The following is a 16111-nucleotide window of genomic DNA, read 5'->3' on the forward strand; positions in this document are numbered from 1 at the left end:
CTTTCGTTCCGTCGTACCTTTCAATTCCGCTGAAGTCGGTAATCGGCGTGAAAAGGCGGGGACGTGCCAGAGCAGCAGCGTGAACGGTCCGTGGCGGTAGTGGGTGTCGGTTGCCGGCTTCCTGGAGGAATCACCGACCTGAACGGACTGTGGTCCGTGCTGCGTGACGGGCAGGACATGGTCGGTGAGATGCCCGCCGACCGGCTGCCCAGGGACAGGATGGTCGATCCGGGGGCTGTACGTCCCGGCCGCAGTTACACCGCCGCCGGGGGGTTCCTCACGGACGTCGCCTCCTTCGACGCCCCCTACTTCGGGATCTCACCCGCGGAGGCGCGGCACATCGACCCGCAGCAGCGGCTGCTGCTGGAGATGGCGGCGGAAGCGCTCGACGACGCCGCCATTCCCGCCGAATCTCTGGCCGGATCGGACACCTGCGTCTACGTGGGGGTCTCCGATCCCGCCTACGGCACGACGCTCACCCTGATGCAGGATCACAAGAGCCCGCACACCATGCCCGGCGCCACGCTCTCCATCACGGCGAACCGGATGTCGTACGCCTTCGACCTGCGCGGGCCCAGCATGGCCGTCGACACCGCCTGCTCCTCCGCGCTGGTCGCCGTGGACCGCGCCTGCCGCACCCTGCGCGAGGGTTCCAGCCGTGTCGCTCTGGTCGGCGGCGTCAACGTGCTGAGCAGCGCGTACTCCTTCGCCGGATTCTCCTACGCGGGCATGCTGTCGCGGCGCGGACGCTGCTCGGCCTTCTCCGCGGACGCCGACGGTTTCGTCCGCGCGGAAGGTGGCGCGGTGCTCGTCCTCAAGCGGCTCGAGGACGCAGTGGCCGACGGGGACCGCGTCCACGCGGTGCTCGCTGCCACCGGCAACAACACCGACGGCCGCAGCACCGGCATGATCGTGCCCAGCGCCGAGGCCCAGGAGGCTCTGCTGCACGCGGTCTACACGGAAGCCGGCATCAGCGCGGACGACCTGGTGTACTTCGAGGCCCACGGCACAGGCACCCAGGTCGGGGACCCGGCGGAAGCCGAAGCCATCGGCCGGGCGCTGGCCCGTCGCCGGCGCGGCGGCCCCTTGCCGGTCGGGTCGGTGAAGACCAATCTGGGCCACCTGGAGCCCGCCTCCGGGATGGCGGGCCTGCTCAAGGCGATCCTGGTCCTGCGCCACCGGATCGCGCCCGCGTCGTTGCACGCCCTTCCGCTCAACCCCGCGATCGACTTCGACGGCCTCGGGCTGTCCCCGACGGTCGAGCCCGTCCGACTTCCCCGGGGACAAGCGGCGGCCGTGGGCGTGAACGCCTTCGGCTTCGGCGGAGCGAACGCCCACGCCGTCCTGACTCCGCCCCCCTCCGCCCCCCAGCCCGACCCGGAGCGGGCCCCGGCCCACCGTCCGCTGCCGCTGGTCGTCTCCGCACGCTCTCCCAAGGCGCTGAAGCAACTGGCCGCCGGGATGGCGGAGCGCCTGCGGGCCACACGGCCCGAGGAGTTCTACGACCTGGCCTACACCAGCACGGTGCGGCGCAGCGCCCACCCGCACCGCGCGGCGGTCATGGCCGCCGACCCGCAGGACGCCGCCCGGCAGCTGGACCGGCTGGTGGCCGGGGAACCCGCCCGCGGAGCGATCGTGCGAAGGAACGAGCAAGGCGGCACCGTCTTCGTGTTCTCCGGGAACGCCTCGCAGTGGCCGGGCATGGCCGCGGACCTGCTGGAGCACGAGACGGCTTTCCGCTCGGCCGTCGAGGAGGTCGACGCCGCCCTCGCCCCGCACCTGGGCTGGTCGGTGGCCAAGGAACTGGCGTATCCCTCCCCGCCTTCCTGGCAGCGTACCGAGATCGCCCAGCCCGCCCTGTTCGCCGTGCAGGTCGGCCTGACCGCGTTGCTGGCTTCACACGGGTTGCGGCCGCAGGCGGTGGCCGGGCACAGCGTCGGGGAGGTCGCTGCCGCCCACACCGCCGGAGCCCTGACCCTGGAGCAGGCGGCACTGGTCATCGCCGAACGCAGCCGCACCCAGGCCACCACAGCGGGCAGGGGCCGCATGGCCGCCGTCGGACTGGACGAGCAACAGGCCCGCGAGGAACTGCTGCGCTACGGCGGCGCGCTGGAGATCGCGGGAATCAACAGCGACCGCGCCGTGACCGTCGCCGGCTCCGCCGACGAACTGGCGTCATGGGGGCAGGAGTTGGTAGACCGCGGCGTCTTCTTCCGCGAGCTGGATCTGGACTACGCCTTCCACAGCCGTGCCATGGACCCCATCAAGGAACCACTGTGCACAGCTCTCGAAGGGCTTACCCCTGGCACGGCCCGCATCCCCTTCGTCTCCACTGTCACCGGCACACCGCTGAGCGGGCCGGAACTGGACGCGCGCTACTGGTGGCGCAACGTCCGCGAGCCGGTCCGCTTCGCCGAGGCCGTCACCCACCTGGTGTCCGAAGGCGCCGGCAGCGTGGTCGAGATCGGCCCGCACCCGGTGCTGCGCCCCTACCTGCGCCACACGGACATCCCCTACGTCGCCACCTTGCACCGGGACGGTGACGGCCTCCGCGAGACCGCGGCGACGGTTGCCGCGCTGCTCGCCGCCGGCACGACCACCGACTGGCAGCGCCACTTCCCCCGTCCCGGCCGTGTGGCCGAGCTGCCCGCCTACCCATGGCAGCACGAACGGTACTGGCACGGCACCGTGCACGACCGGATCACGCACACCAGCGGCTCCGGCCAGCTCGACCACCCGCTGGTGGGCGAACGGATGCCCGCTCCGCACCCCGTGTGGCACGGCACCGTCGAGCCACAGCTGGTGCCCTGGCTGGGTGACCACAAGATCGGGGACGACGTACTCATGCCGGCCGCCGCCTATGTGGAGATGGCTCTGAGCGCCGGCCTGCGTGCCATGGAGCGCCCGGTCGAAGTACGACACCTGGAGATCAGCCGCCCACTGGCTCTCCCCTGGCCGGACCCGACACCGATCGCCCTGCAGACCGCCGTCACCCCCGATGACGGCGCCCTGGCCATCAGCGTCCGCGAAGAACACGGCGGCGAGTGCCGGCCCGTCGTACGAGCCCAGGTCCGCACCCTGCTCGGCACGGCGCCGTCCCCCCTCGACATCGACGCTCTCCGAGCACGCTGTGGCAAGGGCCTCAGCGGTGCGGACTTCTACCGGACGTGCCACCGCATCGGACTGAACTGCGGGCCGGACTTCCAGCTCATCGAGCACCTGAACATCGGGGAGGGGGAGGTACTGGTCTCCTACCGGCTTCGACACCCCGCCGACGCCTACACCGCCCACCCGGTACTTCTCGACGCACCGCTGCAGGCCACCGTGGCCCTGTCCGAACTCACGGCGGAATCCGCCGGCTTCCTGCCGACGGTATTCGGGTCCGTGCGTGTGTGGCGCGCCCCCGCGACCGCCGGAGTCGTGCATCTGCGCCGCCGCAGCCACAGCGCCAACGAGATCTGCTGGGACATCACCTATGCGGACGCAGACGGCACGGTCACAGTCGAGATCGACGGCTGCCGTACCCGCCGCGGCGGCATGACGGAACACACCCCCCTGACCGTCCAGCGGACCGTTCTGCGGGCAGCCCCGCGCACAGGCACCTCCGCACCTCCTTCTCCGCTACCCGCTCCTGCCGAGGTGGCGTGCGCGGCAGAGCCCCGCATCACCGCCGCACGCGCCGCCCTCGACGAGTGTGGCCACCACCGGTTCATCGCCGCCGCCGAACAGGCCGGGTCCCATTGCTGGGCCAAGGCGCTGCACGGCCTTCTCGCCGACCCGACAGTCCCGTTCTCGATGCGCGATCTCGTGAGCGGAGGACTTCAGCCCCAGCACCGCCGCCTGGTGCGGCTGATGATGCCCCTGTTGGTCGAGCACGGTCTCGCCCGGCCCGTGGGAGAGACCTGGCAGCTGACCGAAACCGAGGTCCGCCCCGAGGAACTGCTGCGCGGTCTCGTGGAGGACCATCCCGCGTTCGGATCCGACACACTGCTCCTCAACCGGCAACTGCGCCACCTGGCCGACGTGGTGCGGGGCAGCGTCGACGCACACGATCTCCTGCCGCCAGGAGACAGCGCGTATGACCAACTCCGCGAGACCGGCCCGGCTCACCGCTTCACCCACCGTGCCGTGCAGGCTCTCCTCGGCGATATCGTCACCCGGTGGCCCGCCGACCGTCCGCTGCGCGTCCTGGAAGTCGGTGCGACCACCGGTGCCCTGACGGCCGCAGCGCTGCCCATGCTGCCGGCCGATCGGACCCACTACACCTGCACGGCCGCCACTGCCGCCGGTCTCACTCGCGCCCAACACCGTTTCGCCGGCCACGACTTCGTGGAATACCGCACCCTGGACCTGAACACCGACCCGACCGGTCAAGGCATGCCCCGAGCCGGTTTCGACCTCGTCCTGGCCAGCGACGCCGTGCACGCCACCCACGACGTGGCCGCGACCCTGGGGCATCTGCGCACCCTGTTGGCTCCCGGCGGGCATCTGCTGGCCACCGAACAGCACCACGCCCAGCTACAGGCCCTGCTGTCCGGCGCGGTGGAGGGTTTCTGGGAGCGTGGCGATCAATCCCTGCGCCCCGTCTCCCGCATCCTCGCCCGCGAACAGTGGGTACCGCTGCTGCGCCGGTGCGGCTTCCCCGACCCGGTGCAGATCGGACCCGAGGACCGTTCCGTGATCCTCGCCGCAGCTCCCCACCGCCATGCCGCCGAGATCGAGGTACCGGTGCCGGTTCCCGGTGCCTCATGGGTCATCGCCGTCGAGGACGGCACCGAGAAGCAGACCGCGCAGGCCCTGGCAGACCTTCTGGGCGAGGCCACGGTCGTCACCGCGTCCGAGGAGGCCGATGCCTGGGCCGGAGCGCTGACCACCGACCGCGAGCCGCACATCGTCCTGCTGCTGGCCGAACGTCGACCGCAGCAGTCCGTCGTCACCCTGACCACCCGTCGCGCGGCTCTCCTGCGCGCCCTGGCCGCAGCCTGCGACAGCCTCCGCGGCGGCACCAGTCCCAAGCTGTGGCTCGTCACCCGCGCCACGGGATTGTTCCCGGCTCCTGAGCAGCCCACGCATCCGGACGACGCGGCCGTCTGGGCCGCCTGCCGCACACTCGCCAACGAGCGGCCCGATCTGCGCGTGCGACGTCTCTCCTGGCAACGCAGCGGTGAGACGGCCGCCGACGCACGCCGCCTTGCGGGGGAACTCCTCTCCGCGGACAACGAGGAGAGCGCTCAGGAGGACGAGATCGTCCTGACCGCGCACGGCCGTTTCGTACCTCGGCACGTCCAGCACGCGGAGGGCGAACCACCCGCCACCCCCGCCGACACGCCGTTCATTCTGGAAGCCCGCGACCCGAGCCTGAGCCGACGGCTGATCTGGCGGCAGACCGATGTCCCCGAACCCGGACCGGGGGAGGTGGCCCTCGACATGCGGGCGGTTGCTCTGAACTACCGCGACGCCATGCGGGCCAACGGCCTGTTGCCGCCCGAAGCGGCGGAGAACAGCCCCCTCAGCAGGGGTCTGGGTACGGACGGCGCCGGCGTCGTCCGCGCCGTGGGAGCAGGTGTGGAGGGCCTGGAACCGGGCGACAGAGTCTGTGGCCTCGTGCCCGCGGCCCTGGCCTCCCACGCGACGACCGCCGCCGCCGCCGTCGTCCGCATCCCGGATGGGATGAGCTTCGCGGAAGCGGCGACCTTCCCCGTCGCGTTCCTGACCGTCCATCACACCCTGGTCAACCAGGCGTGCCTCGACCGCGGGGAGACCGTGCTCGTCCACGGTGGAGCCGGAGCCGTAGGCATGGCCGTCCTGCAATGCGCCCGCAACCAGGGGGCCCGGGTCATCGCAACCGCCGGTACGGAGACCAAACGCGACCTGCTCCGCACGCTCGGCGCAGAACACGTCCTCGACTCCCGCAGCCTGGACTTCGTCCCCCAGGTACGAGAGCTGACCGGCGGCCAGGGCGTCGACGTCGTGGTGAACTCCCTCAGCGGCGAAGCCATCGCCCTGGGCCTCGACCTCCTGCGCCCCAACGGACGGTTCATCGAACTCGGCAAGAGGGACATCTACCTCAACAACCCGATGACGCTGCGCCCTTTCCACCGCAGCCTCTCCTTCACCGCCTTCAACCTCGACGCCGTCATGGAGTCGTCGGCCCTCCGCTCCCGTCTCGTCTCGGTCTTCGACGAGCAGATCAGCCGCCACGCCTACCGGCCGCTGCCCCACACGACCTACCCCGCCGCCCGCGTCGAGGAGGCCTTCCACCTCCTGCAACACTCCCGGCACACCGGCAAGGTCGTCATCACCTTCGACACCCTGGACGAACCCGTCCCCGTCGAACCCGTCCCCGGCACCCTCACCCTCGATCACGAGAGCACCTACATGATCACCGGCGGGCTGAGCGGACTCGGCGCCGCCACGGCCCTCCGGCTGGCCGACCACGGGGCCCGGCACCTGGCCCTGCTCTCACGCCGCGGACCTGACACTCCTGAGGCATCCGCCCTGCTCCGGCAACTCACCGACCGTGGCGTACACGCCACGGCCTACGCCGCCGACGTCACCGACGAGACCGCACTGCGCCGGGTCATCGAAACCGTGGACACCACAGGACACCCGTTGCGCGGTATCGTGCATGCGGCCATGCACATGGACGACGCACCGCAGTCCGAACTCACCGACGACCGGTTCGCCGCCGTGCTGGCGCCCAAGGCGGCCGGCGCGGCTCTGCTGGACCAGCTCACCGCGGACCGCAACCTCGACCTCTTCCTCACCTACTCCTCCGTCTCCGCCACCGTCGGCAACCCCGGCCAGGCCGCCTATGCGGCAGCCAACGCCTACCTGGAAGCACTCGCACGGGTCCGGCACAGCGTCGGCAAGCCGGGCACGGCGCTGGCCTGGGGCCCCATCGGCGAAATCGGCTACGTCGCCCGCAGCGGTATGGAAACGTCCATGGCCGAACGCGGCCTCGACCTCCTCGCCCCCTCAGAGGCCCTGACGACCGCCGGCCGCCTTGTCGCCGCCGGCACCGTTGTCGCCGGAGCAGGACGCTATCGCTGGGGAACCGCGCGCCACTTTCTGCCAGCTCTGGCCACCCCGCGGTTCGCCCGCCTGGTGCCGCCCTCCTCCCTGGCTTCCCCTGACGCCCGAGACGAACTCCTGAGGACACTGGCAGACCTGCCGACGGACGAGGCAGTACGAAAGATCACCGACGCGCTCGGACACCTCCTGGCCGGAGTCCTGCAAACCGATCAGGGAGACTTGGACCCCACCCGCCCCGTCACCGACTTCGGACTCGACTCCCTGCTCGGTATGCAGTTCCTCGTCGGCGCCCGTGATCTTTTTGCCGTCCGCCTCGCGCCGGCGGACCTGGCCACCGGACGCACCTTGAGTCACTTCGCCCGCCTGGTCCACCAGCGTCTCGGCCTTCCAAAGTGTGGGACTCAGACGGAGCGTGGACCCGACGTCACCCCTTAGGGGTCGTGCACTACGCCCGCCCGGGTCGAGGACTTCGCCGGCTGGTACCCGCGCGACGGGCGCCCCAGGCTCTCGGCCGCCCAACTGGCCACCGTCTGTGTGCTGCACTTCTGCTCCGCCTGTCGGACCGGCAGGCGGCGGAAGCGGTCCGCTGCCGCATCGACTTCAAGTACGCACTCGCCATGGAGCCGGACGATCCCGGTTTCCACCACAGTGTGCCGGCCGACTTCCGCGAGCGTCTCGCCGAGGACGACCGCGCCGACCGTCTCCTCGATCTGGCACTCGGCCGCCTGAAAGAGGCCGGTCTTGTCACCGAGCAGCGCACCCACGCCACCCACGTCCTGGCCGCGGTGCGCGACCTGACCAGGCTGGAACTGGTCACCGGGGCGGTCCGCGCCACGCTGGAAAAGGGGTGGCCCGCACGGCTTCGCATCTGCTGGACGGCCTGGTCGACGACGACTGGGGACGTCGCTACGGCCGTTCGGTCCGCGCCTTGCTACGGAGTGCATTTCGTGTGGCAAGAGGAGTGACTCGGCCCTCCGTCGTGCGGAGACGGTCCGATGGTGCTGCAAAGCAAGATTCTTGCCGTGTCCCTCGGAAGCAGGGCGCGTACACGACGGAGAGCGGGCGGTGTGGCGAACGCCTAACCGAGCCCCGTTCGAGCCGGATCGAGGGGGACGCAGCCGGATGGAAACGGGTGGCTATGTCCGTTTGTTTTGGCATCGTCGCAGGTGAGACGCGTCTCCCTTTTGGGTTCGAGTCCCACCCGCCCCACCGAGCGTCCCCAGGCAGAATCGTTCTGACCTGGGGATACGCGTTTTTCGGGGGTGTTTCGTGTGTGGCGGAGGTGTGGCGGACGTGGGTCATCGCGCATCCAGGATGGTCTTTGTGCGGCTGTGACCTGGGCTTTTCGCTGTCCCCAGGCCGTTCCTCCCCAGAGGGCGCTGCAGAAGGTCCGCATGGCGGCCTCCCACTCGGCCTGCTGGTGGTTGGTGATGGCTCCGACGGCCTGGGTGAGCTGGTCCGCCCCCAGCGACGCAGTGATGGAGACACTCATCCAGCTGTGGCAGAGGGAGTTGAGGTAGTGCTGTTCCGGATAGGGGTAGACGTCTGCCACCCTGCCGACCCGGAACACGTTCTTGCACAGTGGATGGAGGAGGTCTGGGACGATTTCGGGTATGCCCTCCATCAGGCCGCGCAGGATGTCGTCGCCGCCGTCGTCGTCGCCCCACTTGATGTCGGGGATGGAGCCGAGGTTCGGGTCTTTGTCGATGACCGCGGGGGTCCGGCCAGCACGACCGGTTCCGGTCCGTCCGTCCAGGACGGCGATGCGGAGGGGGCGGACGTGGATCGCCCGCCCGACGGCGAGGCCGTCCGCGTGGGCCCGTGCCCACCGGCCCGGCCCTCGGGCGCCGGTGACGAGTCACCGGAGAAGGCGAGTGCCGCCGCGGTCCCGCCGAGTGCGGCCGCGCCTCCGGCCAGAGCGATGATCAGCTTCCGGCGGCTGACACCCGCGCCGGCCGCGATCTCCGGCAGCGGAGGAAGCGGGCCCCGGCCGCCGCCCCCGGCGGACTCCGATCCCACCGCCGCGGTCGCTGCGGCCATGTCGGCGGTCATCGCCTGCGGCAGCCAAGTGCCGGTCAGGACAGGCAGGTTCTGATGCATCAGGTAGGCGACGAGTTGCTCCGCGGTGGGACGGTCCGGCGGGTCCTGGTACAGGCAGCCGCCGATCACGTCGCGCAGTGACACGGGGAGTGCGCCCGTGTCCGGCTCGCCTTCGGAAGCTGCGAACAGCACGGTCGACCCGAGGTCGAACATCTCGTCCGTCGGTGAGGGGGCCGGGCTACCGGTGGCTCCCACCATCCCCAGGGCGGTGATGCGGGGCCCGTCCATGGTCAGCAGCACCGAGTCCGGGCTCACCTCGCCGTGGACCGTACCGGCCGCGTGGAGTACGGCCAGCGCCTGGGCGAGGCCGTCGGCGAGCACCCGCAGAGCCGGTTCGGACAGCGGGCCGTGCCGGTCGACCGCCTGCCGGAGCGGCAGTCCGGCGGTGAACTGGGTCGCCAGCCAGGGAACCGGCGCGTCGGCGTCAGCATCCACCACCGGTATGAGAAAGGCACAGGACAGCGTCCGCGCGGCCTCGACGGCGGCTCGGAACCGGTCCCGGAACCCCGGGTCCGCGGCGAGTTCGGGCCCCACGACCGTGACCGTGACGAGGAGCCCTTCGTCCGTGCGGGCCGCGAAGACTTCGCTCCCGCCTATCGTGCGCTCTCTTCTGAGCAGCGCATACGGCCCGATCCGATGGGCACCGTCTGCTCCGGGATGATTCATCGTCCGCCCCTCACGCCAGCCTGATCGTCTGATCACAGGCCGCCTGGTAGGCGCTGCCGCCGCCGGACACATGGGCCGTCATGGTCATCGACGGCTCCGGATCGGCGGCCGGCGATGTGCCGTGCCCGAGTTCGTCAGCGGGGCCGGTATCGGTACCGGATAGGAGAGAGGCCAGTTCGTCGCCCAAGTGCGCCAGCCCGTCCGCCAAATGGGTCTCCGGAACGCGGAGAAACTGCAGGCCCGCCAGCTCCGCGATCACGGCCGGCAGAGTCGAGGCGTCGGGCAGCGGCGTCGCGTCACCCAGAAGGACCGGGACAACGCGGTTTCCCGCCCGCAGAGCTGTCGCGATCTCTACGCGGACCCAGTCGTGATCCCGGTCCAGAAGCCGCACACCGTCCTCGCCCCGTGCGTCGAGCCACCCGGGCCCGATCAGTACGCACATGAGCTCGCACTCGGCGGCCTGCCGCCGCAGGATCTCGGCGAAATCGGCCCCGGGCGGGATCGACTGGCCCGACTTGAAGATCTCGTCGGCACCTAAGCGTTCGGACAGTGCGCGATAGACGCGGTCTCGCATCCACCGGGAGTCCGGTTTGCGAAAGCTGAGGAAGACGCGCGGCACAATTCCCCCCTTTCTGGCAAGCCTTGATGTCAGGAATTGTGCTCACCCTAGGGGCGGCGTACGCGCTCGGTGGCTATTCGCCGGGGATCGAATAGCGGCCGCAAGGCTCCGTACGCTGACGGGTATGGATCCGGCGGACAGCGCGGCAGGGGCGGTCCCGGGAGGGAGATCGGCCGGCACGCGTCTGCCGCCGGGCGGCTTCGGCGTCGTCCTGGCCACACTCCGGGCACGTCGGGGGTGGAGCGTGCGCGACGCCGCCCGGCGTGCGAACGTCTCCGAAGGGCAGATCTGCAATCTGGAGAGCGGGTTGCGCAACCCGACACCCGCTGTGGCCGCCGCATGCGACGCGGCCTTCGGCACCGGCGGGGAACTCGTCGAGCTGGCCGGGACCGGCCGCCACGGCGCCCGGTCCGAGGACGTCGTCGAGGAGCGTCGTGGCGCGGTCCCACGGCCGTCGAGCGGGATGCTGCGATCTTCACCAGTCCATCGGGGTCCGGCCCGGCATACGCGGCTTGTTCTCAGGCCATGAGGGCTGCATGCTTACTGCTCGGACGCTGCTGCTGCGATGACGGGGCCCTGGGCCCAACGTCCGGATCGAGCTCGAATCGGCTCTTACGGTCGTCGCGGAAGCCGACGACCTTGCCGCTGTACGGCGACGGCGCAGGTGCGAACTTCAAGGCCGGGATCGGCCGCCGACGCTCGGGGTGGCGGCGGAACGCCCCCCTTGGCGGAAACATGAGGCCGCCTGATTGTGGCGGTTGCCCGACTCCGTTGCAGCAGCTACCAGTCTACCCTGACGTCAAGGTAGATTTGTAGGAGGCGAAGGTGCCGGACGGGCGACGCGGGGCGGTGGAGTCGTGGGTGAGCGGCTGATGCGGATCGGTGAGGTCTCCGGGCGCTCGGGTCTGTCCCTGCGCACGATCCGTCATTACGAGAGCGTCGGTGTGGTCGCTCCCAGTGGGCGCAGTCTGGGTGGTTTCCGTCTGTTCACGGAGTCGGAGGTGCGGCGGTTGGTGCTGGTGCGTCGGATGCGGCCGCTCGGGTTCTGTCTGGACGATGTGCGGGCGCTGCTCGATGTGCTGGACCGGCTTCCTGGCCGCGGTGGTCCGCTGCCGGAGAATGATGAGCAGGCGTGCGAGGAGTTGGTGGCGAAGTTGCGGAAGTACTGGGTGCGGGCCGATGCGCGGTGTGAGGACCTGCGCCGTGAGCTGGAGACGGCGGAGGCGTTCGCGCGTTCCCTCCATGAGCAGCTCGCTCACCTGCTGGATACGTCGGTGGCTGGATCGGAGGCGGCGCGGTGAACGCCATGCGCGAGTGGGCCGCCGCTGAAGCGGCCCGGCGGCGTACGTTCGCGGTGATCAGTCACCCGGACGCGGGCAAGTCGACGCTGACCGAGGCGTTGGCGCTGCACGCGCACGCGATCACGTCGGCGGGGGCGGTGCACGGCAAGTCCGGGCGGCGGGGTGTGGCGTCGGACTGGATGGAGATGGAGAAGGCCCGTGGTATCTCCGTGACCTCCGCCGTCCTGCAGTTCGCCTATCGGGACTGCGTGCTGAACCTGCTGGACACTCCTGGGCACGCGGACTTCTCCGAGGACACCTACCGGGTGCTGGCGGCCGTGGACTGCGCGGTCATGCTGATCGACGCGGCCAAAGGTTTGGAGGAGCAGACGCGTAAGCTCTTCGACGTCTGCCGGCACCGGGGCATCCCCGTGATCACGTTCATCAACAAGTGGGACCGGCCCGGCCGGGAGGCCCTGGAGCTGCTGGACGAGATCGAGCGCGAGTTCCGGCTCAAGCCCACCCCGGTGAACTGGCCGGTCGGCACCTCCGGCTACCTGCGCGGCCTGGTCGACGTACGCGAGCCGGAGCGGATGCTCCGCTACACCCGTACCCCCGGCGGCGCGCACGAAGCCGCCGAAGAGGTCGTTCCCGCCGAGCGGGCCGCGTTCGAGGAGGGCGCCGACTGGCAGCAGGCGGTGGAGGAGCTCCAGCTGCTGGAGGCGGACGGTGCCGGCTTCGACCAAGCCTCGTTCCTGGCGGGCGGCTCCACGCCGGTCTTCTTCGGCGCGGCGGTCTCCAACATCGGCGTACGGCTGCTCCTGGACGCCATCGTCGACCTCGCCCCGCCCCCGGGGCCGCGGCAACTGGAAGGCGGCGGCAGCAGGCCCGTCGACGCACCCTTCTCCGGGCTCGTGTTCAAGGTGCAGGCGAACATGGACCCGGCCCACCGGGACCGGATCGCCTTCCTGCGGGTGTGCTCGGGCGTCTTCGAAAGAGGCGCGACCGTCACCCGCGCCGCGTCCGGAAAGCCGTTCGCCACCAAGTACGCCCACAGCGTCTTCGGCCAGGACCGCTCCATGGTCGACACCGCCTACCCGGGCGACGTCGTCGGACTGATCAACGCCGCGGCCCTGCGCGTCGGCGACACCCTCTACGACGGGCCGCCGGCCCTGTTCCCGCCCATGCCGACCTTCGCCCCAGAACACTTCGCGGTCGTACGGCCGGTCGACATCAGCCGCTCCAAGCAGTTCCGCCGCGGCATCGCCCAGCTGGACGAGGAGGGCGTCGTGCAGGTCCTCGTGAGTGACACACGCGGGGACCAGGCACCGGTCCTGGCGGCGGTGGGGCCGATGCAGTTCGACGTCGTCTCCGCCCGGATGGCCGGGGAGTTCTCCGCACCCGTCCGCCTGGAGATGCTGCCCTATCACCTGGCGCGGGCCACCGACGCCGCCGGAGCGGACACCCTCAACCGCTCCCAGCTGGTCAAGGGCGAGGCGCTGACCAGGATCCGCGACAAAGCGCAGCTCGCGCTGTTCCCCGACCGCTGGCAGGCGAACTCCTTCCGGCGGCAGTTCCCCGACGCCAGCCTCGGCACCCTCCTCGCCGCCCACGAATAGCACACCTGCCGAAGGCGGCAGGAGCCGAAGGCAGGGGCCTCTGGGGACCCTGGCCCGGGAGGGGGGCCACACCTCACCCTGGGAGAGAGTGGGCGACTGTCATGCAGAGCCTGCGCGAAGGGGCTTTCCGCGAGCCTCGCCCGCCCGCTCCCGCTTGGCCAGGGGTGTTGCCCCACGGCTCCGTCCGAATCGTCGGCCGGGATGCCGTAGATCCACGTGGCGTCGGAGAGGGCGGACACCGGGGCAGGGGGCGGGAGAGCGCAGTCAGGAGCGTTGCGGTGCGCGCCGACCGGCGAATCCAGGCAGGATGGTCAGGCCTTTGGTTCCGGTGCGCTGCCCGTCATGGCCACGTAGATGGTGTTGGTCGAGGTGCCGCCTCGCAGCGGATTGGGGAACTCCACCACGTGGGCGGCGGCGCTCTGGAAGCCGTCGGCGAGCAGGGAGACGAAGTCGTCGTCCGGCGGGTCGTTGGACCACAGGGCGAAGACGCCTCCGGGGTGGAGAAGGCGGCAGAGGGCGCTCAGGCCCTCCGGCCGGTAGAGAGCGGCATGGCTCGAGTGCAGCACGTGACGGGGGGAGTGGTCGACGTCCAGCAGGATGGCGTGGAACAGGCGGCCCTCGGCTTGCGGGTCCAGCCCGTGGCCCTCCCGCACCATGGCGAAGAAGTCACCGTGCACCAGCCGGCAGCGGTCGTCCGAGCCGAGCGCGGTGCCGAGCGGTACCAGGCCGCGTCGGTGCCAGTCGATGACCTCGCCGAGGGTGTCGACGACGATCAGGGAGCGGACGCCCGGCTCCTCCAGTGCGGCATGTGCCGTGTACCCGAGGCCGAGGCCGCCGACGGCGACATCGAGGCCGGGGCGGTGCGCGAGCGGGGCGAGGCCCAGCCTGGCGAGGGCGATCTCGCCCTCGGTGAAGAGGCTGGACATCAGGAACTCGTCCCCGAGCTTCACCTCGTACACGTCGGCTCCCGACAACGGGTCGCGTCGGCGCCGCAAGCTGATGTCGCCGATCGGTGTCGGCTTCCAGTCGAGTTCCTCGAAGCGGGTGGTCATGGTGGGGGTCTCCTCCGGTCGGCGGCGCGATGTCAGGCGTCGATGACGACGGGGATGATCAGGGGCTTGCGGCGGTGGCTGCGGAAGGCCCAGGAGGCGACGGCGCGAGCGATGCGCTGTTCGAGCTGGTGGTGGTCGCCGATGCCCTCTTGCGCCGCTGCGGCCAGGGTCTTCTCGATGAGCGGGATCACGGGCTCGAAGGTGGTGTCGTCGTGCTCGAATCCGCGAGCGAGGAAGTCGGGCGCCTCCGCGAGTGCTCCGGTGTCGGTGTCGACGATCGCCACGATGGTGACGACGCCCTCCTCCGCGAGGACGCGGCGGTCCTTCAGGGACGCCTCGGTCGCGCCGCCGACCGTCATGCCGTCGACGTACACGTAGCCGGCGGGGACCTTTCCGGTGATCGAGGCGCGCCCGTCGACGAGGTCGACGACGACGCCGTCCTCGGCGATGATCACGCGGTCCGGTGAGACGCCTGTACGGATGGCGAGGTCGGCGTTGGCCCGCATGTGCTTCCACTCGCCGTGGACGGGCATGACATGGCGGGGCTTGACGATGTTGTAGCAGTACACGAGTTCACCGGCGCTGGCGTGGCCGGAGACGTGGACCTTGGCGTTGCCCTTGTGGACGACGTTGGCGCCCCAGCGGGTCAGCCCGTTGATCACCCGGTAGATGGCGTTCTCGTTGCCCGGGATGAGGGAGCTGGCGAGCAGGACGGTGTCGCCCTGACCGATACGGATCGAGTGATCGCGGTTGGCCATGCGGGAGAGGGCGGCCATCGGTTCGCCCTGGGAGCCCGTGCAGACCAGGGTGATCTTGTGGTCGGGCAGCTTCTCCAGCTCCCTTGCCTCGACCACGAGGCCCGGCGGCGTCCTCAGATAGCCCAGTTCGCGGGCGATGCCCATGTTGCGGACCATGGACCGGCCCACGAAGGCGACTTTGCGTCCGTGCTGGTGTGCGGCGTCGAGAACCTGCTGGATGCGGTGGACGTGGCTGGCGAAGCTGGAGACGATGACCCGGCGCGGGGCGGTCCGCATGACGTGCTCGATGGCGGGGTTCAGCTCGCGCTCGGATGTGGTGAAACCGGGCACCTCGGCGTTGGTGGAGTCGGTGAGGAACAGGTCGACGCCCTCCTCGCCGAGCCGGGCGAAGGCGCGCAGGTCGGTGATGCGGTCGTCCAGCGGGAACTGGTCCATCTTGAAGTCACCGGTGTGCAGGACCATCCCGGCACCGGTGCGGATGGCGACCGCGAGGCCGTCGGGGATGGAGTGGTTGACCGCCACGAACTCACAGCCGAAGGGCCCGAAGTCGCGCCGGTCCCCTTCCTTCACCCGCACCGTCGTGGGCTTGATGTGGTGCTCCTTGAGCTTGGCCTCAAGGAAGGCGAGCGTCAGCTTCGAGCCGATGACCGGGATGTCCCGGCGTTCTCGCAGGAGGTAGGGCACGCCGCCGATGTGGTCCTCGTGTCCGTGGGTGAGGACCACCCCGACGACATCGTGCAGACGGTCCCGGATCGAGGTGAAGTCGGGCAGGATCACGTCGACGCCGGGCTGGGTCTCCTCGGGGAACAGCACGCCGCAGTCGACGATCAGCAGTTTGCCGGCGTACTCGAAGACGGTCATGTTGCGGCCGATCTCTCCGAGACCGCCCAGGGCGACGACTCTCAGCCCTCCCGGGGCCAGAGGAGGGGCGGGCTTCAGATCAGGATGTGGATGGCTCATACGCTGACGCTACCGGAGAGTT

General features: G+C 70.4%; 9 protein-coding genes. 5 read left to right on the forward strand and 4 right to left on the reverse strand.

What is annotated here, in order from left to right; translation table 11 throughout:
* The first annotated feature begins 99 nt into the window (after positions 1-99).
* Positions 100-7470, forward strand: coding sequence for a type I polyketide synthase (locus tag AMK21_RS02720; protein WP_234421819.1), 7371 nt, complete (start codon positions 100-102; stop codon positions 7468-7470).
* 5 nt (positions 7471-7475) lie between these two features.
* Positions 7476-8000 (forward strand): transposase, encoded by a 525-nt coding sequence (locus tag AMK21_RS02725; protein ID WP_234421808.1) that lies wholly within the window; start codon positions 7476-7478, stop codon positions 7998-8000.
* A gap of 658 nt (positions 8001-8658) precedes the next feature.
* Here the strand turns inward: AMK21_RS02725 and AMK21_RS02735 are convergent.
* Positions 8659-9801: a hypothetical protein gene (locus AMK21_RS02735; protein ID WP_234421809.1), complete on the reverse strand. Its 1143-nt coding sequence runs from the start codon at positions 9799-9801 to the stop codon at positions 8659-8661.
* Positions 9802-9811: 10 nt separating this feature from the next.
* Positions 9812-10420 (reverse strand): toll/interleukin-1 receptor domain-containing protein, encoded by a 609-nt coding sequence (locus tag AMK21_RS02740; RefSeq protein ID WP_073873748.1) that lies wholly within the window; start codon positions 10418-10420, stop codon positions 9812-9814.
* Positions 10421-10544: 124 nt separating this feature from the next.
* On the opposite strand from AMK21_RS02740, the gene AMK21_RS02745 reads away from it, so the two are divergent.
* The 3 genes from AMK21_RS02745 (at position 10545) to AMK21_RS02755 (ending at position 13319) form a co-directional block, all read left to right on the forward strand.
* The gene (locus AMK21_RS02745; RefSeq protein ID WP_234421810.1) at positions 10545-10949 is read left to right on the forward strand and encodes a helix-turn-helix domain-containing protein; all 405 of its coding nucleotides are present in this window, start codon (positions 10545-10547) and stop codon (positions 10947-10949) included.
* 328 nt (positions 10950-11277) lie between these two features.
* On the forward strand, positions 11278-11721 hold the full coding sequence (locus AMK21_RS02750; RefSeq protein ID WP_073873750.1) for a MerR family transcriptional regulator: 444 nt from the start codon (positions 11278-11280) through the stop codon (positions 11719-11721).
* Between the two features lie 5 nt (positions 11722-11726).
* Entirely contained in the window at positions 11727-13319 is a 1593-nt protein-coding gene (locus AMK21_RS02755) for a peptide chain release factor 3 (RefSeq protein WP_073874242.1), read from the forward strand.
* A gap of 311 nt (positions 13320-13630) precedes the next feature.
* On the opposite strand, the gene AMK21_RS02760 is transcribed toward AMK21_RS02755, so the two are convergent.
* On the reverse strand, positions 13631-14371 hold the full coding sequence (locus AMK21_RS02760) for a spermidine synthase (RefSeq protein ID WP_073873752.1): 741 nt from the start codon (positions 14369-14371) through the stop codon (positions 13631-13633).
* A 32-nt stretch (positions 14372-14403) separates the two neighbouring features.
* Complete coding sequence (locus AMK21_RS02765; RefSeq protein WP_073873754.1) at positions 14404-16089, reverse strand: ribonuclease J; 1686 nt, start codon at positions 16087-16089, stop codon at positions 14404-14406.
* Positions 16090-16111: the final 22 nt, after the last annotated feature.

It is taken from the genome of Streptomyces sp. CB00316 (assembly GCF_001905595.1).
GTDB lineage: Bacteria > Actinomycetota > Actinomycetes > Streptomycetales > Streptomycetaceae > Streptomyces.

Coding starts and splice junctions, on each gene's coding strand:
- AMK21_RS02735 (WP_234421809.1), bottom strand. CDS start 9,801: ATGAATCATCCCGGAGCAGACGGTGCCCATCGGATCGGGCCGTATGCG.
- AMK21_RS02745 (WP_234421810.1), top strand. CDS start 10,545: ATGGATCCGGCGGACAGCGCGGCAGGGGCGGTCCCGGGAGGGAGATCG.
- AMK21_RS02755 (WP_073874242.1), top strand. CDS start 11,727: ATGCGCGAGTGGGCCGCCGCTGAAGCGGCCCGGCGGCGTACGTTCGCG.
- AMK21_RS02760 (WP_073873752.1), bottom strand. CDS start 14,371: ATGACCACCCGCTTCGAGGAACTCGACTGGAAGCCGACACCGATCGGC.
- AMK21_RS02765 (WP_073873754.1), bottom strand. CDS start 16,089: ATGAGCCATCCACATCCTGATCTGAAGCCCGCCCCTCCTCTGGCCCCG.